This window comes from Wenyingzhuangia heitensis, from assembly GCF_011762155.1.
GTDB classification, from domain to species: Bacteria; Bacteroidota; Bacteroidia; order Flavobacteriales; family Flavobacteriaceae; genus Wenyingzhuangia; species Wenyingzhuangia heitensis.
The window spans coordinates 231,518-252,629 of sequence record NZ_JAASQL010000004.1; the positions used below are offsets into that span (position 1 = coordinate 231,518).

General features: G+C 31.1%; 19 protein-coding genes and 1 other RNA gene. 11 read left to right on the forward strand and 9 right to left on the reverse strand.

Annotated elements, in window-relative coordinates; genetic code table 11:
- Positions 1 to 2 precede the first annotated feature (2 nt).
- Genes FHR24_RS13200 through FHR24_RS13210 form a run of 3 tightly spaced genes read right to left on the reverse strand, consistent with a single transcriptional unit; the run spans position 3 to position 2,952 of the window.
- On the reverse strand, positions 3 to 1,517 hold the full coding sequence (locus FHR24_RS13200; protein WP_167189715.1) for a hypothetical protein: 1,515 nt from the start codon (positions 1,515 to 1,517) through the stop codon (positions 3 to 5).
- 8 nt (positions 1,518 to 1,525) lie between these two features.
- Positions 1,526 to 2,506, reverse strand: a complete 981-nt coding sequence (locus FHR24_RS13205) for a glycosyltransferase family 2 protein (protein ID WP_167189718.1) — start codon at positions 2,504 to 2,506, stop codon at positions 1,526 to 1,528.
- Positions 2,506 to 2,952, reverse strand: a complete 447-nt coding sequence (locus FHR24_RS13210) for a type I restriction enzyme HsdR N-terminal domain-containing protein (protein ID WP_208412358.1) — start codon at positions 2,950 to 2,952, stop codon at positions 2,506 to 2,508. The genes FHR24_RS13205 and FHR24_RS13210 overlap by 1 nt, the downstream gene beginning before the upstream one ends.
- A 51-nt stretch (positions 2,953 to 3,003) precedes the next feature.
- Here FHR24_RS13210 and holA point away from each other — a divergent pair, with 51 nt between their 5' ends.
- The 7 genes from holA (at position 3,004) to FHR24_RS13245 (ending at position 12,476) form a co-directional block, all read left to right on the forward strand.
- A complete protein-coding gene (gene holA, locus FHR24_RS13215) occupies positions 3,004 to 4,008 on the forward strand; it encodes a DNA polymerase III subunit delta (protein WP_167189724.1) in 1,005 nt (334 codons plus the stop codon).
- Positions 4,009 to 4,161: 153 nt separating this feature from the next.
- Positions 4,162 to 4,725: a nucleotide exchange factor GrpE gene (locus tag FHR24_RS13220; RefSeq protein ID WP_167189727.1), complete on the forward strand. Its 564-nt coding sequence runs from the start codon at positions 4,162 to 4,164 to the stop codon at positions 4,723 to 4,725.
- A gap of 86 nt (positions 4,726 to 4,811) precedes the next feature.
- Positions 4,812 to 5,948: a molecular chaperone DnaJ gene (dnaJ, locus tag FHR24_RS13225; protein ID WP_167189730.1), complete on the forward strand. Its 1,137-nt coding sequence runs from the start codon at positions 4,812 to 4,814 to the stop codon at positions 5,946 to 5,948.
- 176 nt (positions 5,949 to 6,124) lie between these two features.
- An RNA gene (gene rnpB / locus FHR24_RS13230) (RNase P RNA component class A) lies at positions 6,125 to 6,470 on the forward strand.
- A 239-nt stretch (positions 6,471 to 6,709) separates the two neighbouring features.
- Entirely contained in the window at positions 6,710 to 9,487 is a 2,778-nt protein-coding gene (locus FHR24_RS13235) for a bifunctional aconitate hydratase 2/2-methylisocitrate dehydratase (RefSeq protein WP_167189733.1), read from the forward strand.
- Positions 9,488 to 9,686: 199 nt separating this feature from the next.
- A complete protein-coding gene (locus FHR24_RS13240) occupies positions 9,687 to 11,957 on the forward strand; it encodes an aconitate hydratase (protein ID WP_167189736.1) in 2,271 nt (756 codons plus the stop codon).
- Between the two features lie 81 nt (positions 11,958 to 12,038).
- Entirely contained in the window at positions 12,039 to 12,476 is a 438-nt protein-coding gene (locus tag FHR24_RS13245) for a putative signal transducing protein (RefSeq protein WP_243846554.1), read from the forward strand.
- Here the strand turns inward: FHR24_RS13245 and FHR24_RS13250 are convergent.
- Genes FHR24_RS13250 through FHR24_RS13270 form a run of 5 tightly spaced genes read right to left on the reverse strand, consistent with a single transcriptional unit; the run spans position 12,466 to position 15,768 of the window.
- On the reverse strand, positions 12,466 to 13,242 hold the full coding sequence (locus FHR24_RS13250; protein ID WP_167189739.1) for an ABC transporter ATP-binding protein: 777 nt from the start codon (positions 13,240 to 13,242) through the stop codon (positions 12,466 to 12,468). The genes FHR24_RS13245 and FHR24_RS13250 overlap by 11 nt on opposite strands.
- Positions 13,242 to 14,258 carry a FecCD family ABC transporter permease gene (locus FHR24_RS13255; RefSeq protein ID WP_167189804.1) on the reverse strand — a complete coding sequence of 339 codons (1,017 nt, stop codon included), beginning with the start codon at positions 14,256 to 14,258 and terminating at the stop codon, positions 13,242 to 13,244. Before FHR24_RS13255 ends, FHR24_RS13250 begins: the two co-directional genes overlap by 1 nt.
- 10 nt (positions 14,259 to 14,268) lie before the next feature.
- Complete coding sequence (locus FHR24_RS13260; RefSeq protein ID WP_167189742.1) at positions 14,269 to 14,841, reverse strand: non-canonical purine NTP diphosphatase; 573 nt, start codon at positions 14,839 to 14,841, stop codon at positions 14,269 to 14,271.
- Positions 14,842 to 14,869: 28 nt separating this feature from the next.
- Positions 14,870 to 15,343, reverse strand: coding sequence for a 23S rRNA (pseudouridine(1915)-N(3))-methyltransferase RlmH (gene rlmH / locus FHR24_RS13265; RefSeq protein ID WP_167189745.1), 474 nt, complete (start codon positions 15,341 to 15,343; stop codon positions 14,870 to 14,872).
- A gap of 44 nt (positions 15,344 to 15,387) precedes the next feature.
- On the reverse strand, positions 15,388 to 15,768 hold the full coding sequence (locus FHR24_RS13270) for a SnoaL-like domain-containing protein (RefSeq protein ID WP_167189748.1): 381 nt from the start codon (positions 15,766 to 15,768) through the stop codon (positions 15,388 to 15,390).
- Between the two features lie 163 nt (positions 15,769 to 15,931).
- Here FHR24_RS13270 and nadC point away from each other — a divergent pair, with 163 nt between their 5' ends.
- From nadC to map, 4 genes are all read left to right on the forward strand, one after another.
- Positions 15,932 to 16,792, forward strand: a complete 861-nt coding sequence (nadC, locus tag FHR24_RS13275) for a carboxylating nicotinate-nucleotide diphosphorylase (RefSeq protein ID WP_167189751.1) — start codon at positions 15,932 to 15,934, stop codon at positions 16,790 to 16,792.
- Positions 16,793 to 16,798: 6 nt separating this feature from the next.
- Positions 16,799 to 17,764, forward strand: coding sequence for a YihY/virulence factor BrkB family protein (locus FHR24_RS13280; RefSeq protein WP_167189755.1), 966 nt, complete (start codon positions 16,799 to 16,801; stop codon positions 17,762 to 17,764).
- A 277-nt stretch (positions 17,765 to 18,041) separates the two neighbouring features.
- Positions 18,042 to 18,392, forward strand: a complete 351-nt coding sequence (locus tag FHR24_RS13285) for a hypothetical protein (RefSeq protein ID WP_167189758.1) — start codon at positions 18,042 to 18,044, stop codon at positions 18,390 to 18,392.
- Positions 18,393 to 18,572: 180 nt separating this feature from the next.
- Entirely contained in the window at positions 18,573 to 19,337 is a 765-nt protein-coding gene (gene map / locus FHR24_RS13290; RefSeq protein WP_167189761.1) for a type I methionyl aminopeptidase, read from the forward strand.
- A gap of 98 nt (positions 19,338 to 19,435) precedes the next feature.
- Here map and FHR24_RS13295 read toward each other — a convergent pair whose 3' ends face one another.
- A complete protein-coding gene (locus tag FHR24_RS13295; RefSeq protein WP_167189764.1) occupies positions 19,436 to 20,782 on the reverse strand; it encodes a glycoside hydrolase family 1 protein in 1,347 nt (448 codons plus the stop codon).
- Between the last annotated feature and the right edge of the window lie 330 nt (positions 20,783 to 21,112).

Here is a 21,112-nt window from a genome sequence, read left to right on the forward strand (position 1 = left end):
GTCTACTTGTATATAGAGTAATTTTTATTACTGTATATTAATTTGTTTTTGTTGATGAACAGGTTTGGCAATGTATCAGTATTTTTAGTAATAATATAATCATACTCCCAGTTTTTGTAAACATTAGGTTTGATATTGATGTATTTATCTTTAAGAATGGAATATCCTTTTCTGTGAGTAAATGCAAGAGGAAGGTTAGAACCAGAACTGCCTAACATTAAAATTTTAGCATTTTTAGAAATATGTAAACTATCTAATGTTAAATAACTATTATAAAATATTTGTTGGTTAATGGTATATGTTTTGTTTTTTCTTAGAGATGTGTCTGCATAATTTATGGCAAAGCATAACACAACAGCTGCAAAACCATAAGAAATAATCTTCTTTTTTATTAGGGGTTCTAAAATAGATTTATTTTTAGAAGCAAGAATTAATAAAAAATATAAAATAACAGGGAAAAAAGTATCTAAGATGTAATAATCATGATACGCAAACTGTGTCATTCCAATAATAAAAAATAAAGAACAGCCCAGTAATGAAATAACAATATGTGTTAGTAAATAATTGTTTTTGATTTTTATAAATAGTCCTTTTTTGTGTTTTATAATAAAAAGGAGTGCTTTGACAAAAATGACAAAATGAATAAGCGTACCGTAGTACCAACTTTTGTGAGTAATAATTCTTAAGAATATTGTTTTTAGTTGTGTGAAGTTTTTAGGGTAATTAGGGGAACTTAAAAATATAGAACCATAATTATAACCTAAATATTTGTTGTACGTAAAGTAACATAGTACTATTAATATGGCTAAAAAGACAATAACCAATTCTTTTAAATAGACCTTACGGGTATAAATAGCATAAATAATAGTAGTAGAAGTGTAAGAAATTAAAAAGATTAAAAAAGTAAATCTCATTAAAGAACTAAGTGTTAAAAAAAGGATTGAAAGAAAAAAGGATTGAATATTTTTAGTGTTGTAATAAAGAGATAAATAGTAATTACTAATAAAAAAAAGAGAAAGAGCTACTGGCGATGCTAAAAAACTATTGGCATAAAAAGCGTAGGACGGTACTGTAAAACAAAATAAAATAGTAGCACTTGCAATTAAAATAGATTGTGTTAACTTGAGTGCTGTTTTAAATAAAAAAAAGAGACCTATAAGGCTAATAAGTAACGTGTAGAACCTATAAATAAAAGGCGAATAGGTATTGAACACCTTCATTAGTATTGCAACATTAAATTCGTTTATAGGAAAATCTAATGCTGTAATTCCTATTAACTTATGATCCGTATAACTCCAATAACTAAGAGATGTGTTTTTTTTAGGTCCAAATTGAGGATTCAAACAATAAGTTTCTGGCGTAAAGAAATTAGAAAAATCATTTCTAATAAAGTTTAAAGAAACAGCATAATAATCAGTCATTCCAGATACATGTCTACCGTTAGGAGGTGTGGTCATTTGAAATGAATAATAAAAAACACTTAAGCTAATTACAATAATAAAATAGTATTTATACATAAGTTTTTTTACTTAAAAGTTTGTTTATTCTTTACAAAATAATCCCAAACAATGCTTTTAAAATAGAAATAATTTTTTTGTTGATGTGTATCTCTTTTACGATACATTTTGTGGAAATTAGTATAAAAAGATCCATGTGCTTTTAATACGCTCCAAAAATGCAAAGGTTGTCCTAAAAATAAAAATCGAACACCAGCAACACCATCTAAAACCATTCTAGTAAAAATAATCGGAAAAAGTTTGTTAGCGGGAAGGTTTTTAACCAAAGTAAACAAAGAATTTCTAAAATTTAAATATGTTTTAAAAGGGTTGGTGTTTTTTAAAGTAGCACCTCCTACATGATATACAGTACTTTCTGAAATACAATCAACTGGTATGCCTTTGTTTTGTGCTCTCCAACACAAATCTATTTCTTCGTAATGTGCAAAAAAGTCTTCATCAAAACCGTTTAACAGTTTAAAATCGTTGTTTTTAATAAATAAACAAGCACCTGAAGCCCAAAATATAGAAGAAGATTTGTATTGATTTTTATCTTCTTCAATACTATCAAAAATTCTTCCTCTACAATAAGCATATCCGTATTTGTCTATAAATCCTCCAGCAGCTCCTGCATACTCAAATTTGTTTTTGTTTTTAATATCTAAAATTTTAGGCTGAACAATACCTGCGTTTTTATTTGTTTTGTAATGAGCAATAATAGGACTTAGCCAATTTTCGGTAACTTCAATATCAGAATTTAACAAACCTATAATATCTTCATCAACTTGTTGCAAAGCTAAATTATATCCTTTGGCAAAACCTTCATTTTTAAGGTTTTTAAGAACTGTAATTTCTGGAAAATGTTCCTTGATATATGCCACAGAAGTATCGCTAGATGCGTTGTCTGCAACATAAATTTCTGCTTCGAAACTATGTTTTACCAAAATGGGTAAAAATTGTTCTAAAAGAGCTTTTCCGTTCCAATTTAAAATAACAAGCGCAATATTCATTATGGGTTGTAATTAGGAATGTCTTTTAAAAAAACATATTGTTGATTCTTAAAATCCATTTGGCAAAAGTAATGCTCTAATCCGTTTGTCACAATTAAATAGTTGGCATTTAATTTTAAATTATACCTGGCAATTTGGTCAAAGGTGTTTTGTGTAATTTTAACATCCATAGCCTTACATTCTACAATAATTTCAGGAGTTCCTAATGTATTGTATATTAAAATATCTGTTCTTTTTTTAGTATTGTTTAAAATTAATTCTTTTTCTAAAACAGTTAACGATGCTGGGTAATTTTTATAACAAATTAAATAGTTAGCAAAGTGTTGTCTCACCCATTCTTCGGGAGTTAGCAGAATGTCTTTTTTTCTAAAAGGGTCAAAAATAAACAGCTTATTTTCTTTACTTTTGATTTTTAATTCAACATCTGGAAGATTTAATTTTTGCATGCTCAAAAATAAGCAATCTTTCTTAGCAATATAGATCCAAGTACAGTAAAAATGGCAGAAGTAAAACAGTTGGTTACCGATATAAAAAATGGAAATATAAAACCTATTTATTTTTTAATGGGTGAGGAGCCATATTATATTGATAAAATAGCTGATTTTATAGAGGATACAATTCTAACAGAAGACGAAAAAGGATTTAATCAAACCATTGTTTATGGTAGAGATGTAAGTATTGATGATATTGTGGGGCAGGCTAAACAATATCCTATGATGTCTGAAAAAACAGTGGTAATTGTAAAAGAAGCCCAAGACTTGTCTCGCACCATAGAAAACTTGGCAACCTACGCAGAAAAACCTTTAGAAAGTACTGTATTGGTAATTTGTTACAAATACAAAACCTTAGATAAACGTAAAAAATTAATAAAAACAATAAACAAATCAGGAGTTGTTTTTGAATCTAAAAAATTATACGAAAATCAAGTAGGAGATTGGATTTCGGGAGTCTTAAAAGGAAAAAAATACCAAATAGAACCCAAAGCAACTCAAATGTTGGTAGAGTTTTTAGGAACCAATTTGAGTAAAATTAGCAACGAACTAGATAAGCTAATGCTAATTTTACCACAACAAACAAGCATTACTCCCAAACATATAGAAGAGAATATTGGTATTAGTAAAGATTACAATATTTTTGAATTGCGAAAAGCAATAGGAAAAAAAGAAATTCTTAAGTGCAATCAAATCATTACTTATTTTTCTGAAAACCCAAAGAGCAACCCTTTGGTTATGACAATTTCTTTAATTAATAGTTATTTTACCCAATTATTAATGTATCATGGTTTAAAAGATAAATCAAAAGGAAATGTAGCCAAGGCCTTACGTGTCAATCCTTATTTTGTTGATGATTATGTGGTGGCAGCCAAACATTATCCAATGCGAAAAGTTTCTCAAGTTATAGCGCTATTAAGAGAAGCCGATGTAAAAAGCAAAGGAGTAGGAGCAGCAAACACATCCGACAGTGATTTGTTAAAAGAATTGTTGTTTAAAATATTACACTAAACATCAATTTGTAACCTTAACAACGACAAGTTTTAATATCTAAATAAAGTTGTACTTTTGCAACGTTTTAAAAAAGATGTCAATTTGACATTTTACTACAATTGGCAAATCTTTTGCCATAGGAACAACAAACATTATTGATAATTAGTTACCATGAGTAAGAAAGAAGATATTCAACAAGAAGAAAAAGCAGTAGAAGAACAAGTAACTGCAGAACAGGTAGAAGAAACTGTTGAAACAGCTGAAAACGATGCGCAAGAGGTAAAAGAAGAACCTTCTGCAGATGTATTAATTCAGGCAGAAAAAGATAAATACTTACGTTTGTTTGCTGAGTTTGAAAACTATAAAAAAAGAACCTCTAAAGAACGTATAGAGTTGTTTAAAACTGCAGGAAAAGATATCATTGTTTCCTTATTACCTGTTGTAGATGATTTTGACAGAGGAATGGTTGAAATTTCTAAAAGTGAAAACGAAGAGTTGATCAAAGGAATTTCTTTAATTCAAGATAAGTTAGTTAAAACTTTAGAACAAAAAGGATTGACATTGGTAGAAGTAAATCAAGGAGATGTTTTTGATGCAGATACTCAAGAAGCAATTACACAAATACCTGCTCCAACTGAAGACTTAAAAGGAAAAGTAATTGACGTGATTGAAAAAGGATACAAATTAGGAGATACTATTATTCGTTTCCCCAAAGTAGTAATAGGACAATCATAAAAATATACAATTAACAATATACAATTAACAAGTACTAATTGAGCCAATGCCAATTGTTACTTGTTAATTGCTAATTGAACAAAGATATGGCAAAACAAGATTTTTACGAGGTATTAGGAATATCTAAAGGAGCATCTGCTGCAGAGATTAAGAAAGGATATCGTAAAATGGCAGTAAAATATCACCCAGATAAAAATCCGGGAGATACAGAAGCAGAAGAAAAATTTAAGCAAGCTGCAGAAGCATATGAAGTTCTTAGTGATGAGAACAAAAAAGCAAGATACGATCAATACGGACATCAAGCCTTTGAAGGAGGCCAAGGAGGTGGCGGTAGAGGTGGTTTTGGAGGTATGGACATGGATGACATCTTTAGCCAATTTGGAGACATTTTTGGTGGTGGTGGCTTTGGCGGTGGCTTTGGAGGAGGTCAACGTGGAGGCGGACGTAGAGGTATGGTAAAAGGTACCAATATGCGTATTCGTGTAAAACTTACTTTAGAAGAAATTGCCAACGGAGTAGATAAAAAAATCAAAGTCCGTAGAAAAAAACAAGCCAAAGGAGTTACTTACTCTACTTGTACCACTTGTAATGGAGCAGGGCAAGTAATGCAAGTGACCAATACAATATTAGGTAGAATGCAAACAGCTGCTACATGTAATGCGTGTGGTGGAGCAGGAGAAACAATAAAGAACAAACCATCAGGAGCAGATGCTCAAGGACTGATTGTAGAAGAAGAAACGGTAACCATTAATATTCCTGCAGGAGTTACAGATGGTGTACAGTTAAAAGTATCTGGAAAAGGAAACGAAGCTCCAGGTAACAATTCTATAGCAGGAGATTTATTAGTATTGGTAGAAGAAGTCCCTCACGAGACTTTAAAAAGAGAAGGAGTAAATTTACATTACGATTTATATGTAAGTTTCCCAGAAGCCGTATTAGGAGTAAGTAAAGAAATAGAAACTGTATCCGGAAAAGTTAAAATTAAGATAGAAGCAGGAACTCAATCTGGTAAAATTTTAAGACTAAAAGGAAAAGGTTTACCAAGCCTAGAAAGATATGGTTCTGGAGATTTAATGGTACACATAAATATATGGACTCCACAAGAGTTAAATAAAGAACAAGTAAAGTTTTTTGAATCTAACTTAGAAGAGGATAACTTTAAGCCAAACCCAACAAAATCAGATAAATCATTTTTTGAAAAAGTTAAGGATATGTTCTCTTAAAGATACAAATGTTAAGAAGTTGTAAAAAAAACATTTTTTTCTTTGTAACAACAAACAAACTTTATATCTTTGAACCGTTGTGTTATTTATAACACACTTTTTCTTTTTCATAGCAATTTTTCCCACCTGGTTTACTAGGTGGGTTTTTTTATGGCAAAGATTAAAAGCTCATTAAAAAAGTAGGTGGTCTTATCGCTTTAGTGCTGAACTTGTTTCAGAACCTAAGAGGAAAGTCCGAGCACCATAGGACAGTATAGCGGATAACATCCGTCACTCAGAATAACTTTCTGGGGAGGACAAGTGCAACAGAAAGCAAGTACAGTTAGGCTGTAGTGAAACCAGGTAAACTCTATGCGGTGCAATGTCATGTATATTGGAGTCCTTTTAATTAGGTAAGAGTCGTTCGCTCAATTCCAAGGGGTAGACAGATTGAGATTGTTGGTAACAGCAATACTAGATAAATGATAAGAACCTTAAACTTGTTTTAAGGTACAGAACTCGGCTTATAAACCTGCCTTTTTAATGATTTTTAACACAATTAAGTAAGTTTAGTTCTTAAACTTATGTACAATCAGATTACATAAAGTATTTAAAACTCTTTTTTTACGTATTTGTACGTAGAAAAATGTAGTAAAATAATTGAAAATTTGTGAATTTGTTAAAAATATCTTTTTTGCTTAAAACAGTCTATTTAGGGCTTTTATAATGGTATCGATATTTTGTATATTGCCCCTCCAAAAACGAACAATTAAATTACTTCTATGAGTACTTATAAAAATTACATCCAGGAGATCGAAGAACGAAAAGATCAAGGACTTCATCCGAAGCCAATTGATGGTGCTGAATTACTAAGCGAAATCATTGAGCAAATTAAAGATTTAGAGAACGAGTATAGAGAAGATTCTCTTAACTTTTTCATCTATAATGTTTTACCAGGAACTACAAGTGCTGCGGGTGTAAAAGCTAAGTTTTTAAAAGAAATTATCTTAGGAGAAGAATTGGTAAAAGAAATTACACCAGCTTCTGCTTTAGAACAATTATCTCACATGAAAGGGGGACCTTCTGTAGAAGTGTTGTTAGATTTAGCTTTAGGTGCTGATGCTGTAATAGCAAAAGAAGCTGCTGAAGTATTAAAAACACAAGTTTTTTTATATGAAGCAGATACTGCTCGTTTAGAAGAAGCATATAGTAACGGAAGCGAAATAGCTAAAGATATTATTGAAAGCTACGCAAAAGCTGAGTTTTTTACAAAGCTTCCAGAAATTGATGAAGAAATTGAAATCGTTACTTTTATTGCTGGTGTAGGAGATATTTCTACAGATTTATTGTCTCCAGGTGGTGATGCACACTCTCGTTCAGATAGAGAATTACACGGTCAGTGTATTTTTGAACACAACAAAGCACAACAAGAAGAGTTAAAAGCTTTGCAAGCACAACACCCTGATAAAAGAGTGATGTTAATTGCAGAGAAAGGTACTATGGGAGTTGGATCATCTAGAATGTCTGGTGTAAACAACGTAGCATTATGGACTGGTAAAAAAGCAAGCCCATATGTTCCGTTTATAAACATTGCTCCAATTATTGCAGGAACAAACGGAATTTCTCCAATTTTCTTAACTACTGTGGGGGTAACAGGAGGTATAGGAATTGACCTTAAAAACTGGGTAAAAACGACAGATGCTGAAGGAAACGTAATTCGTGATGAAAACGGAGATCCTGTTTTAGAAGAAGCATACTCTGTAGTTACAGGAACAGTGTTGACTGTAAATACAAAAGAGAAAAAATTATACAAAGATGGTCAGGAAGTAATGGATATTTCTGCATCATTAACGCCACAAAAGGCTGAGTTTATCAAAGCAGGTGGATCATATGCAGTTGTATTTGGTAAAAAATTACAAACATTTGCTTCTAAAGTATTAGGAATAGACATTGTACCTGTATTTGCTCCATCAAAAGAAATTTCTATTGAAGGACAAGGGTTAACTGCTGTAGAAAAAATATTCAATAAAAATGCTGTTGGTACTACTCCAGGAAAAATATTACATACAGGTTCTGATGTTCGTGTAGAAGTAAACATTGTAGGGTCTCAAGATACTACAGGTTTAATGACTTCTCAGGAATTAGAAATGATGGCTGCCACTATTATTTCTCCTATTGTTGATGGTGCTTACCAATCAGGATGTCATACCGCTTCTGTATGGGATAACAAGTCTAAGGCTAATATTCCAAGATTGATGAAGTTTATGAACGACTTTGGTTTGATTACTGCACGTGACCCTAAAGGGGAATATTTTGCAATGACCGATGTAATTCACAAAGTATTAAATGACCTTACCGTTGATGATTGGGCAATTATTATTGGAGGAGATTCTCATACAAGAATGTCTAAAGGTGTTGCTTTTGGTGCAGATTCAGGAACCGTTGCTTTAGCATTGGCTACAGGAGAAGCTTCTATGCCAATTCCAGAATCAGTAAAAGTTACCTTTAAAGGTGATATGAAAGGATACATGGACTTCCGTGATGTAGTACATGCAACACAACAACAAATGTTAGCTCAGTTTGGTGGAGATAACGTATTCCAAGGTAGAATTATTGAAGTTCATATTGGAACATTAACTGCCGATCAAGCATTTACATTTACGGATTGGACAGCAGAGATGAAAGCAAAAGCTTCTATCTGTATTTCGGAAGATGCAACTTTAATTGAATCTTTAGAAATTGCAAAGTCTAGAATCCAAATCATGATTGATAAAGGAATGGACAACAAGTTGGAAGTTCTTAAAGGATTAATTGCCATTGCAGATAAGAGAATTTCTGAAATTAAATCTGGTGAAAAACCAGCATTAACTCCAGATGCTAACGCAAAGTATTTTGCTGAGGTTGAAATTGATTTAGATCAGATTGTAGAACCAATGATTGCAGATCCAGATGTAAACAATGCAGATGTTTCTAAGCGTTATACTCACGATATTATTAGACCACTTTCTTACTACGGAGGAACAAAAACTGTAGATTTAGGATTTGTTGGATCTTGTATGGTTCATAAAGGAGATATGAAAATTTTAGCTCAAATGTTAAAAAACATTGAGGCACAACAAGGTAAAGTAGAGTTTAAAGCTCCTTTAGTAGTTGCACCTCCTACTTACAACATTGTAGATGAGTTAAAAGCTGAAGGAGATTGGGAAGTATTACAAAAATACTCAGGTTTTGAGTTTGATGATAATGATCCTAAAGCAGCTGCTCGTACTAAATACGAAAACATGTTGTATTTAGAACGTCCAGGATGTAATTTATGTATGGGTAACCAAGAAAAAGCAGAACCAGGAGATACTGTAATGGCTACTTCTACACGTTTATTCCAAGGTAGAGTTGTAAAAGATTCTGGCGAGAAAAAAGGAGAGTCTTTATTATCATCTACTCCAGTAGTAGTGTTATCTACAGTTTTAGGTAGAACACCTAACTTAGCTGAATATCAAGCAGCAGTAGAAGGAATTAACTTAACCAAATTTAAACCATCAAGTAAATTGTTAGTAAAATAATTACAAGTTAAGTTTATTATAATTCTAAAGTCCGAGTTAAAACTCGGACTTTTTTTATTGATTTTTTTCAATTCTCTTTACTTAATAATTTTTTCTTTTTTATTGATATTAAACAATCTAACAGCAGAAAATCATTTTTTATAAGCAGTGTATATTTTGTATATTTATTTCAGATAGAACAACAAAACAATAAAATCTTATGGCATTTGATATAGAAATGATTAAAGAGGTTTATGCTCGTATGACCGAACGAGTAGATACCGCAAGAAAAGTAGTAGGGAAACCGTTAACATTATCAGAGAAAATCTTGTACAACCATCTATGGGATGGACACGCAACAACAGCCTTTAAAAGAGGTGTAGATTATGTAGATTTTGCACCCGATAGAATTGCCTGCCAAGATGCAACTGCACAAATGGCATTGTTGCAGTTTATGCAAGCAGGAAAAAACAAAGTAGCTGTTCCAACAACGGTGCATTGTGATCACTTAATCCAAGCAAAAGAAGGAGCGGCTAAAGATTTGCAGTTCGCAAACAAAACCAGTGCAGAGGTATTCGATTTTTTATCTTCTGTATCTAATAAATATGGTATCGGATTCTGGAAACCAGGAGCAGGTATTATTCACCAAGTAGTATTAGAAAATTATGCGTTTCCAGGTGGAATGATGATTGGTACCGATTCTCACACCGTAAATGCTGGTGGGTTAGGAATGGTGGCAATAGGAGTTGGTGGTGCCGATGCTGTAGATGTAATGGCAGGAATGGCATGGGAATTAAAATTTCCTAAGTTAATTGGAGTAAAATTAACAGGTAAATTATCTGGATGGACAGCTTCAAAAGATATAATTTTAAAAGTAGCAGGTATTTTAACCGTAAAAGGAGGTACAGGTGCTATTGTAGAATATTTTGGAGAAGGAGCTAAAAATTTATCAGCAACAGGAAAAGGAACTATTTGTAATATGGGAGCAGAAATTGGAGCAACGACTTCAACTTTTGGGTATGATGATTCTATGGATCGTTATTTACGTGCTACAGATCGTGCCGATGTTGCAGATGCAGCTAATAAAGTAGCTTCTTATTTAACAGGAGATGATGAGGTATACGCAAATCCTGAAGACTATTTTGATCAAGTAATTGAGATCAACCTAGATGAATTAAAACCTCATATTAATGGACCTTTTTCTCCAGATTTAGCATCAGAAGCGGGTGCTGATGTAAAAGCAAAAGCAGAAGCTAACGGATGGCCACTAGATGTAGAATGGGGATTGATTGGTTCTTGTACCAATTCATCTTATGAAGATTTATCTAGAGCAGCTTCTATTGCACAACAAGCTTTGGACAAAGGAATAGAAGTAAAAGCAGATTTTGGAATCAATCCAGGATCTGAGCAAGTGCGTTTTACAGCAGAAAGAGATGGATTGTTAGGTAAATTTGAAAAATTAGGAGCGACTATATTTACAAATGCTTGTGGACCTTGTATTGGTCAATGGGCTCGTTATTCAGACCCTAAAAATGCACCTAAAAACTCTATTGTACACTCGTTTAATAGAAATTTTGCAAAACGTGCAGATGGAAATCCAAATACACATGCATTTGTAACGTCTCCAGAATTGGTAGCAGCTATTGCTATTTCGGGTCGTTTGGATTTTGATCCTACAAAGGATACTTTAATCAATAAAAATGGTAAAAAAGTAATGTTTGACGAACCAACTGGAGATGAATTGCCAACAAAAGGATTTGCTGTAGAAGATGCAGGATATCAATCTCCTGTAAAAGATGGATCTGGTATTGATGTTGTTGTGTCTCCCGAATCGGAAAGGCTACAGTTATTAGCTCCTTTTAAGCCATTGGGTTCAAATATAAAAGAGGCAAAACTTTTAATCAAAGCATTTGGAAAATGTACTACAGATCATATTTCTATGGCAGGACCTTGGTTGCGTTTCCGTGGGCATTTAGATAATATTTCTAACAACTGTTTAATTGGTGCGGTAAATGCATTCAATCAAAAAACAGATACAGTTAAAAATCAATTAACGGGAGAATATGGACCTGTGCCTGCAACCGCAAGAGCTTACAAAGCTAAAGGAATTTCTTCTGTTGTAATTGGAGATCATAATTATGGAGAAGGTTCTTCTAGAGAACATGCAGCCATGGAACCTCGCCATTTAGGGGTTGCTGCGGTAATTGTAAAATCTTTTGCACGTATTCACGAAACAAATTTAAAAAAGCAAGGAATGTTAGGCTTAACGTTTGCTAACGAATCGGATTATGATTTAATTTTAGAAGATGATACATTTACTTTTTCTGATTTATCAGAGTTTGCTCCCAATAAACAATTAACTTTAGAAATCAATCACCAAGATGGTTCTAAAGATATTATTAAATTGAATCATACTTATAATACAAGTCAAATTGCTTGGTATAATGAGGGTTCTGCATTGAATTTAATTAAAAAAGAGAATGCTGCTTAATTTTAAGTAGAAGTATAGTTGTTAAAAAAGTCCTTGAGAGAAATCTTAAGGATTTTTTTTAGTATGTTTATTAAAAAAAAATTGAAGAAGCATAAGAAGACGAAAAAGATAAAATTAATTACAGTAAAAATCTTCGAAAATTATTTTGAAGCTCATATATTAAAATCACGACTTGAAAGTGAAAATATTAGAAGTTATATTCAAGATGAAAACATGATTACAATTAATCCCCTTTATAATATTACCCTTGGCGGAATTAAATTAAAAATTGAGTCGGGTGATTATGAAAAAACTCAGACCATACTTAAAGAAATATATGATAGCCCTGTGACAGATGAAAATGATGAAATTTTAATTTGTCCAAAATGTAATTCGGATAAAATATATTCAGATTTTAAATCAACAAAAAGTGCTAAGGGAATTATATCAATTTTAATATCATTCTTGTTGTTAATCTATCCCATTTATTACAAAACGATGAGAAAGTGTAAAGAATGTGATTTTGAATTTAAAATATAAATTGATTACTTTTTGCATCATATTTAATATCATCAGAATTAAATATAGACGTTAATTTATCTTGTATTTTAGACTCCTGTACATTGCCAATACTAAAAGTGTGATTGTCTATTAATAACAATCTGTCAGAATTTTTTAAAGCCAAATTAATTTCGTGTGTAGAAATTAAAATAGTTTTCTGAGTTTCTTTGCTAATTTTTCTTAAAATTTTAAAAATATTTATTTTGTGATGAATGTCTAAGTGAGATGTTGGTTCATCTAACAAAATAATAGGAGTGTCTTGTGCCAAAGCTCTTGCAATCATAACACGTTGCAATTGTCCATCGCTTAACTGGTTTACAAAATTATTTTTTAAACTTACCGTATCTGTAAGTTCCATAGCATTTAATACTATTTGTTCATCTTCTTCTGTAATTTTTCCTAACCAATTGGTATAAGGTTGTCTTCCTAAAGCAATAGTTTCAAAAACGGTTAAAGAGTTTTCTGGCAAACTTTCGGTTAATACAATAGATATGTTTTTGGCAAAATCTAAAGCACTAAGATTTGAATAATCAATTTGATTAATTGTAATTGATCCTTGCAGTGTCGGAAGCATATTTGCGATTGTTTTTAACAATGTAGATTTTCCAGAACCATTTCTACCCAACAAACAAACTAGCTCTCCTTGATAAAGATTAAAGTAAATGTTTCTGCAAATAATATGTTCCTTTTTAGAGGATTGATATCCTATAGCTATATTTTCTAAATTTAAAACAGTGTTGCTCATTACGTTGTTTTTTTAGATCTAGAAACCAACAACCAAATAACAACAGGAGCACCAAATAAAGAGGTAATTGCGTTGATAGGTAAATTTTTGTTTCCTAGAGATATGTGAGATAAAGTATCGCAAACCAACATAACAATGGCACCAATAATTGCGACAGCAGGCAATAGCGTTTTATGGTTAGAGGTTTTAAACACCAACTTTGTAATATGTGGAATAGCCAAGCCTATAAAAGCAATAGGTCCTACAAAAGCAGTAATACTACCTGTTAACAAACTGGTAATGATAAAAACAACGGTTTGTGTTTTTTTTAAAGAGATCCCTAAACTTTTAGCATAATTTTCTCCCAACAGTAAAGCATCTAAGGGTTTTATAATGGTAAATAAAGATATACAGCTTATTGTAATAACAAAGCCTAGTAAATAAATTTGGTTCCATTGTAAATTACTTAAACTACCAAAGCTCCAAAAAATGTATTGTTGTAATTCTGATGCGGAACTAAAATAAGATAGAATACTAATTATTGCTGATGTAAAACTACCAAACATTAAACCTATAATTAAAATAGACATGGTGTTTCTAATATTTCTGGCCGTAATCATTACAATACTTAAAACTAAAAAGGCACCCAAGCTTGATGCTATAGGGATAGATAAGCCATTTATGTAGGGAAGAATTCCTAAAAAACTACCGCCCATAATTAATAAAGCAACTCCTAAGCTGGCACCTGAGCTAATTCCTAAAACAAAAGGTCCTGCTAACGGATTTCTAAAATAAGTTTGCATTAACAAACCACTAATTCCCAAACCAATTCCTGTTAAAATACTGGTAAAACTTTTTGGAAGTCTATAATTGGTAATAATATATTGATAATTTTCATTTGTAGTAGTGGTAGAGAATAAAGCATTCCAAATTTCTTTAAAAGGAATAGTTAAACTACCAGAGCTAATGTTGATGAAAATAAGTGCAAATAACAAAAGTGTTAAAGCAATAAAAGAAGAATAGTATTTTTTTTGTATTGAATGCACGCTATATTTTTTGTAAAAATTCAATAAGTTTTTGAACTGCCAATCCTCTGTGGCTAATTTTTCCTTTGGTATCTAAACTCATTTCAGCAAAAGAAACATCAAATCCTTTAGGTTTAAAAATAGGATCATATCCAAAACCTTGCAATCCCTGTTTTTGTTCTAACATTTCTCCGTAACAAATACCATCAAACAAATGTTGCTGTTGGTTTATGTTTAAACAAATTACGGTTTTAAAATGAGCTGTTCTGTCAGTTTTATCAGCAAGATTTTTTAACAATAAATCCATGTTTTTTTCAGCATTTCCATGTTCATCTGCATACCTTGCAGAATAAACTCCAGGAGCACCATTTAAAGCAGTTACTAGCAATCCGGTATCATCGGCAAAGCAAGAATAACCATATTTTTGGGTTACATAATTGGCTTTAATAATGGCATTTCCTTCTAGAGTGTCTGCCGTTTCTGGAATATCTTCGGTACAGCCAATATCTGTTAAAGATAAAAGTTGAATATTAGGTAATAACGCAGCAACTTCTTTTAGTTTGTTAGGGTTGTGGGTAGCAAAAACTATTTTCATAATTTACTTTTTAAGTATAATAGACTGTTTATTCGTGATGATAAGGTTCGTTTTTAAGAATGGTAAATCCTCTGTAGATTTGTTCTACCATAAATAAACGAATCATTTGATGAGAAAAAGTCATTTTGGATAAAGAAATTTTTCCTTTGGCTGTTTTGTAAACCGTTTCAGAAAAACCGTAAGGACCACCAATTACAAAAACCAATTCTTTAATACCTGCATTCATTTTCTTTTGTAAATAATCAGCAAAAGTTACAGATCTAAAGTCTTTTCCTTTTTCATCCAGTAGAATAAGCTCATCGGTAGGATTTAGTCTTTTTAAAATCAATTCTCCTTCTTTTTCTTTTTGTTGATTTTCAGATAGGTTTTTTACATTCTTAATGTCGGGAATAATATCCAGCTCAAACTTAATGTAGTGCTTTAGTCTGTTTTGATAATTCTCAATTAATTGAATCAAGTTTTTATCATCTGTTTTACCAATTGCTAAAAGACGAATTTTCATGTGTTAAATTTTCTATAAAACACAAAGGTACTAAGAAGTATTGATTAGGAGGTTTCTTCTAGGGGGGAAGGTGTGTAATAAAATTCTTCTTTTATAATTTTATCATCTTTTACGTGGTAGATACAAAGCTCGTCTAATTGGACTCTGCCCAAACCACGTACAGTCACATCAATAGACATTTTAAAACAAAAATAATTAGCAACTACTAATGGATCAGAAATAGTGTAATGATGAATTTTTTGTGCCATCTCAAAAAACATAGCTGTTTTACGTTGTACTTTTTTTATTCCTCTAGTTTTTTTATATCTAGTACTTTGTGTTTCTATACTTTCTATAGCATCATCATACAGTTCTACTTGCGCTAATGCATTTTGACCTCTTCTACACAAACTAACAAGTCTGTCGGCAATTTCTTCGGTAGTCATAGAGCTGAATTTTTTATATATAAAATTATAGGTATTGTTTTGTTTTCTTGCTGACAGATGTTGTGTTCAAAACTGCTTTTTAGCATTTTTAAGATTTTATTTACCGTAAAATCAAGTTTTATTTTAAGCTTAGAACCTTATCTTTGCTTTAAAATTTAAATAGATGATAAGTCAAGAACAATTTAAAAAAGAAATTGATTTAATTATTGCCAATGCAATTAGAGAAGATGTAGGAGATGGAGATCATTCTTCTTTGGCTTGTATTCCTGATTCGGCTCAAGGAAAAGCCAAGTTATTAGTAAAAGATGAAGGTATAATTGCAGGTGTAGATTTTGCATTAAAAGTTTTTGCTTATGTAGATCCTAACTTACAAATAGAGGTTTTAATAAAAGATGGTGAAAAAGTAAAACACGGAGATATTGTATTATATGTAACCGGTAGTTCTTTGTCTATTTTAAAAGCAGAAAGATTGGTGTTAAATGCCATGCAGCGTATGAGTGCTATTGCAACCAAAACGGCATTTTATGTAAATTTATTAGAAGGTACCGGAACCAAAATTTTAGATACTAGAAAAACTACACCAGGAATTAGAGCCATAGAAAAATGGGCAGTTACTATTGGTGGAGGAGAAAATCATAGATTTGCTTTGTATGATATGATTATGTTAAAAGACAATCATATAGATTTTGCAGGAGGAGTTTCACAAGCTATTAAACAAACAAAAGAGTATTTAAAGGCAAACAATAAAGAATTAAAAATTATTGTTGAAGCTCGCGACTTACAAGAAATAGAAGAAATTATTCAGTTTGATGGAATTTATAGAATTTTAATAGACAACTTTAATTACGCAGATACAAAAAAAGCCGTAGCTTTAATAGGTAATAAAGCGGGTACAGAATCTTCTGGAGGAATTAACGAAGAAACACTTAGAAAATATGCTGAGTGTGGAGTGCAATATATTTCGTCTGGAGCGTTAACACACTCTGTTTACAATTTAGATTTAAGTTTAAAAGCTGTTGATTAAGTTTTGATGAAGTTAAAAATAAAAAAAACGAAAAACATACCTAAAAAAGACTCGGTAGAAGAAGAGTTAAAAGAGGTTCCTGTGGTAAACTGGTTTGTTAGAACAGGTAAAAAAATACCCGTTCCTGGTTTAGAGGGAATGAGTTTATACGATCTTCTAGAAATGTATTTCATCGGTATTTTAAAAGGAGCATTAACGTCTAGAGCAGGAGGGATTTCTTATAGTTTCTTTATGGCATTGTTTCCGTTTATGCTGTTTATGTTAACCTTAATTCCGTACATTCCTATAGAGGGGTTTCAGGAAAATTTTATGCTATTGATATCGGAACTATTACCTCCCGAAACGTTTAATGCTGTAGACTCTGTATTGTCGGATATTGCAAATAACAAATATGGAGGATTGCTTTCTTTTGGTTTTTTAGTTTCTATTTTTTTAATGACCAATGGAGTAAACGCTGTATTTGCTGCGTTTGAATATTCTGTACATGTTCAAAAAATAAGAAATGTTGTAGGACAATATTTAATTTCATTAGGAACATCCTTAACCATGTCTTTTATGCTGATACTAACCGTAGCAGCTACCATTTTTTTTGAATTTGGATTGGATTTTTTAACGGCAAAAGGTTGGCTTTCTCAAGAATTAGTATGGTTAAGTAGTTTACGATATTTACTATTTACCTTTTTAATTTTCTGTACTGTTTCTATGTTGTATTATTTTGGAACTTCCGAAGGAAAACAAACCAAATTCTTTTCTGCAGGTTCCGTTTTAACAACTATTTTGTCCTTATTAACTTTTTACGGTTTCGGAATTTATGTAGTAAAATTTTCTAAATATAACGAGCTATATGGTTCTATTGGGACTTTATTAGTGTTAATGTTATTTATTTGGTTAAATGCCGTAATCTTATTACTAGGTTTTGAGTTAAACGCAAGTATTACTAGATTAAGAAACGAACATAAAGAGAGGTTATAAAAAGTGTATTAGATAGGTAGTCATGATAAAAAATCATAAAATAATACTTGATTATAATTAATTTTTTAGATGCTTTATAAAACATATTCAATAATATCCATTAAGTTTAATAAACACTATCAACACATTTAAATGAAAAAACACGTATTAATTCTTTTTGCTTTATTACTTACAAAAAGCATATATGGACAGATATCATTTAAAATTGAAGAAGATGTGTCATTTCCGGATTTGAAGGTAAAAATAGATAGCAACATTTCATTTCCAGACTTTAAAGTTGAAATTGGGGAGCAATGTTTCTTTTGAAGATTTTACCATAGGTTTTACTAAAAATAAAAATGAAGCTGATTTTATAATTTCAAAATCAAATTTTCCCGACTTTAAAATAAAAGCGGGTAACAACATTACATTCCCAGACATAAAAATTACAGTGAGTAAAGATGTTACATTTCCAGATGTGAAAATTAAAATCATAAAAGCGGGAATACCCAATTACCTTATTTATAACGAAAAAGACTTTACTAATATTCAAGATGTAACCGTAGTACTGTTGCCTATTATAAATGTTTATACCAAAAACAAGAACAAAAAATTGATTAAGTTTTTAATTAGAAATAGAGGTAACTAGAGATTTAGAACTTTTGGTTTAAATTAATATTCCTTACGATAATCTTGTATGTAACAACAACACTTTATATTCACTCGTAGTTAATTCAGTTTTTAGTTCTTTTTCTAATATTTGTCTATATTTACCAAACTCATACAAGCACCATAACAAAATTTGTTATAGTTGCTAAACAAATAAATAATGTCAATAACAAAAGAATCTGAATTAGTAGGAATGAAAAAAATTAGTGAAGCTGTAGGAACTACGCTAAAACTAATGATAGATCATGCTAAAGTTGGAATGTCAACAAAAGAATTAGACGATTTTGGAGCGAAAATTTTAAAAAATTATGGTGCTAAATCAGCTCCTTATGAAACGTATAATTTTCCAGGTTACACTTGTATTAGTGTTAACGAAGAAGTAGCTCATGGAATTCCATCTAACAGAAAAATACTACAAGAAGGAGATTTAATAAATATTGATGTTTCTGCAGAACTTAATGGTTTTTGGTCAGACAATGGTTGCTCTTTTGTACTTGGAAAAGACATCTACAATCATCAACCTCTAGTAAATGCTTCCAAAGAAATTCTAAAAAAAGCGATTCATAATATCAAAGGAGGGGTTAAGATATCTGAAATTGGACACATCATAGAATCCGAAGCAAAAAAATCAGGTTTTAAAGTCATTAAAAATTTAGCGGGGCACGGTGTTGGTAAAAGTCTTCACGAAGAACCTGATAACATATTAAATTATAGAGTAAAAAGCAATCACGAAAGATTTAAGAAAAATACAACGGTAGCTATAGAAACATTTATAGCTACAAATTCAACCATTGCTCTTGAATTAAATGATGGTTGGACATTGGTAGGTAACAAAGGAGGCTACGTTACACAACATGAACATACAATTCTTGTAACAGATAACTCACCTATTATTTTAACCGAGTCTAATGATATTTGGAATTAAATAAACGGATCTCTTTCTTATAGTTAATAAGAGTTTCAAATTTTTATTTATAACAAGTTTTGATGTTGTTATGTTTTTAATAAATATATATGTAAGTGTTAGTTTTTCTTACCTAAAAATTTTTGCAACCAAATCCCCGATTTTTTAATATATCTTTTTTGAGTAACAAAATCGGTATAATACAATCCAAAGCGAGCACTAATACCTTCTGCCCATTCAAAATTATCAACTAAAGTCCAAGCAAAATAACCTTTTACCTTTATGTTATTTTCAATAGCCTTTAAAGTGTAATAAAATGTTTTTTTAAAGTATTTAATACGGTTTTTGTCTTTTACTTTTTCATCTTTAAGAGTGTCATCAAAGCAAACACCAGATTCTGTAATGTAAATATCTTTAACGTTTTCATAAGCGCTAAATTTTTCTAACATTTTTAACAAACCTTTAGGATAAATTTCCATCCCCATATTGTTAACTTTTACGTTTCTTTTTACAGCCGGAATTTCAGTAGCAAATAAAAGAGGAGGAAGTAAACTATGTTTGGCTACAATTTTAAAATAATACTGTACACCAATAAAATCAAAATCAAATTGCATTAACTCTTTGTCACCTTCTTTAAAATATTTTTCAATCTGTATCAAACCAGGAATAACATCAGTAGGGTAGCCTAAACCTAAAGCAGGTTCTATAAAAAAACGATTCAACAAAGCATCTATTCTTTGTGCTGCTTTTTTATGTTTTACCAGTCTGTTAACAGGTTTTACAACCGAACAAGAAAAAGTTGTACCTATATAAGCATCTGTAACATTTTTTTTTATAATTCTACCACCAATAGCTTGACACAATGTTGTGTGATGAGCTGCAGGTAAAAAACTAAGAATACCCTTTTTACCGGGAGCATGCATTCCCATAAAATAGCCAAGGCCTATAAAACTCATCGGTTCATTTAAAACCACCCACTTTTTTACTTTGTTACCATATTCTTTAGAACAAAACTCAGCATATTCACTAAACCAATCTAATATGTTTCGATTTGTCCATCCTCCTTCATTTTCTAAAACCTGTGGCAAGTCCCAATGATATAAAGTAACCCATGGTTCTATGTCTAACTCAATACAGGTATTTATTACTTCATGATAAAATTGTACTCCCTTTGGATTGATGTGACCAATTCCTTTAGGAAAGATTCTTGGCCATGATATTGAAAATCTAAATACACCTAAATTTAAGTCTTTAGCTCTCTGAATATCTTCTTTATAATGATGATAAAAATTAGTTGCCACATTTCCGTTTCCATTTTTAAAAGGAATATCATTCGTAAACGTATCCCATATAGAAGGACCTTTGCCATAGGTATTCCATTTACCTTCGTTCTGGTAAGCAGAAATTGTAACTCCCCATTTAAAATTTTCAGGAAAGTTTTTAGCTTTAATTGATATAGAATTCATAACGACCAGATATAGAAATGTTTTTATAGGGAGCTATACTACTATATATATATGTCTACAATGTATTATTTGTACTATTATTTTGTTAAACTATATAGTATTTGTATCTTTCTTATCCTTTCTATTAAGTTTAAAACAACTTTATAATAACATAAAGAGTCCATTAGAGCTTAATAAAATTCAGTTTAGGTGAATTAAAAGTAAAACAATTAACTATTACTCAGTGTGATTATTGTTACAACGTCCTTGTTTTAAATAGTTTAAGTATTTTTCAAGAAATACTTTAAAAAAAGTTAAAAAAAGATTTGGTAAAAAGGGAATAAGTAACGT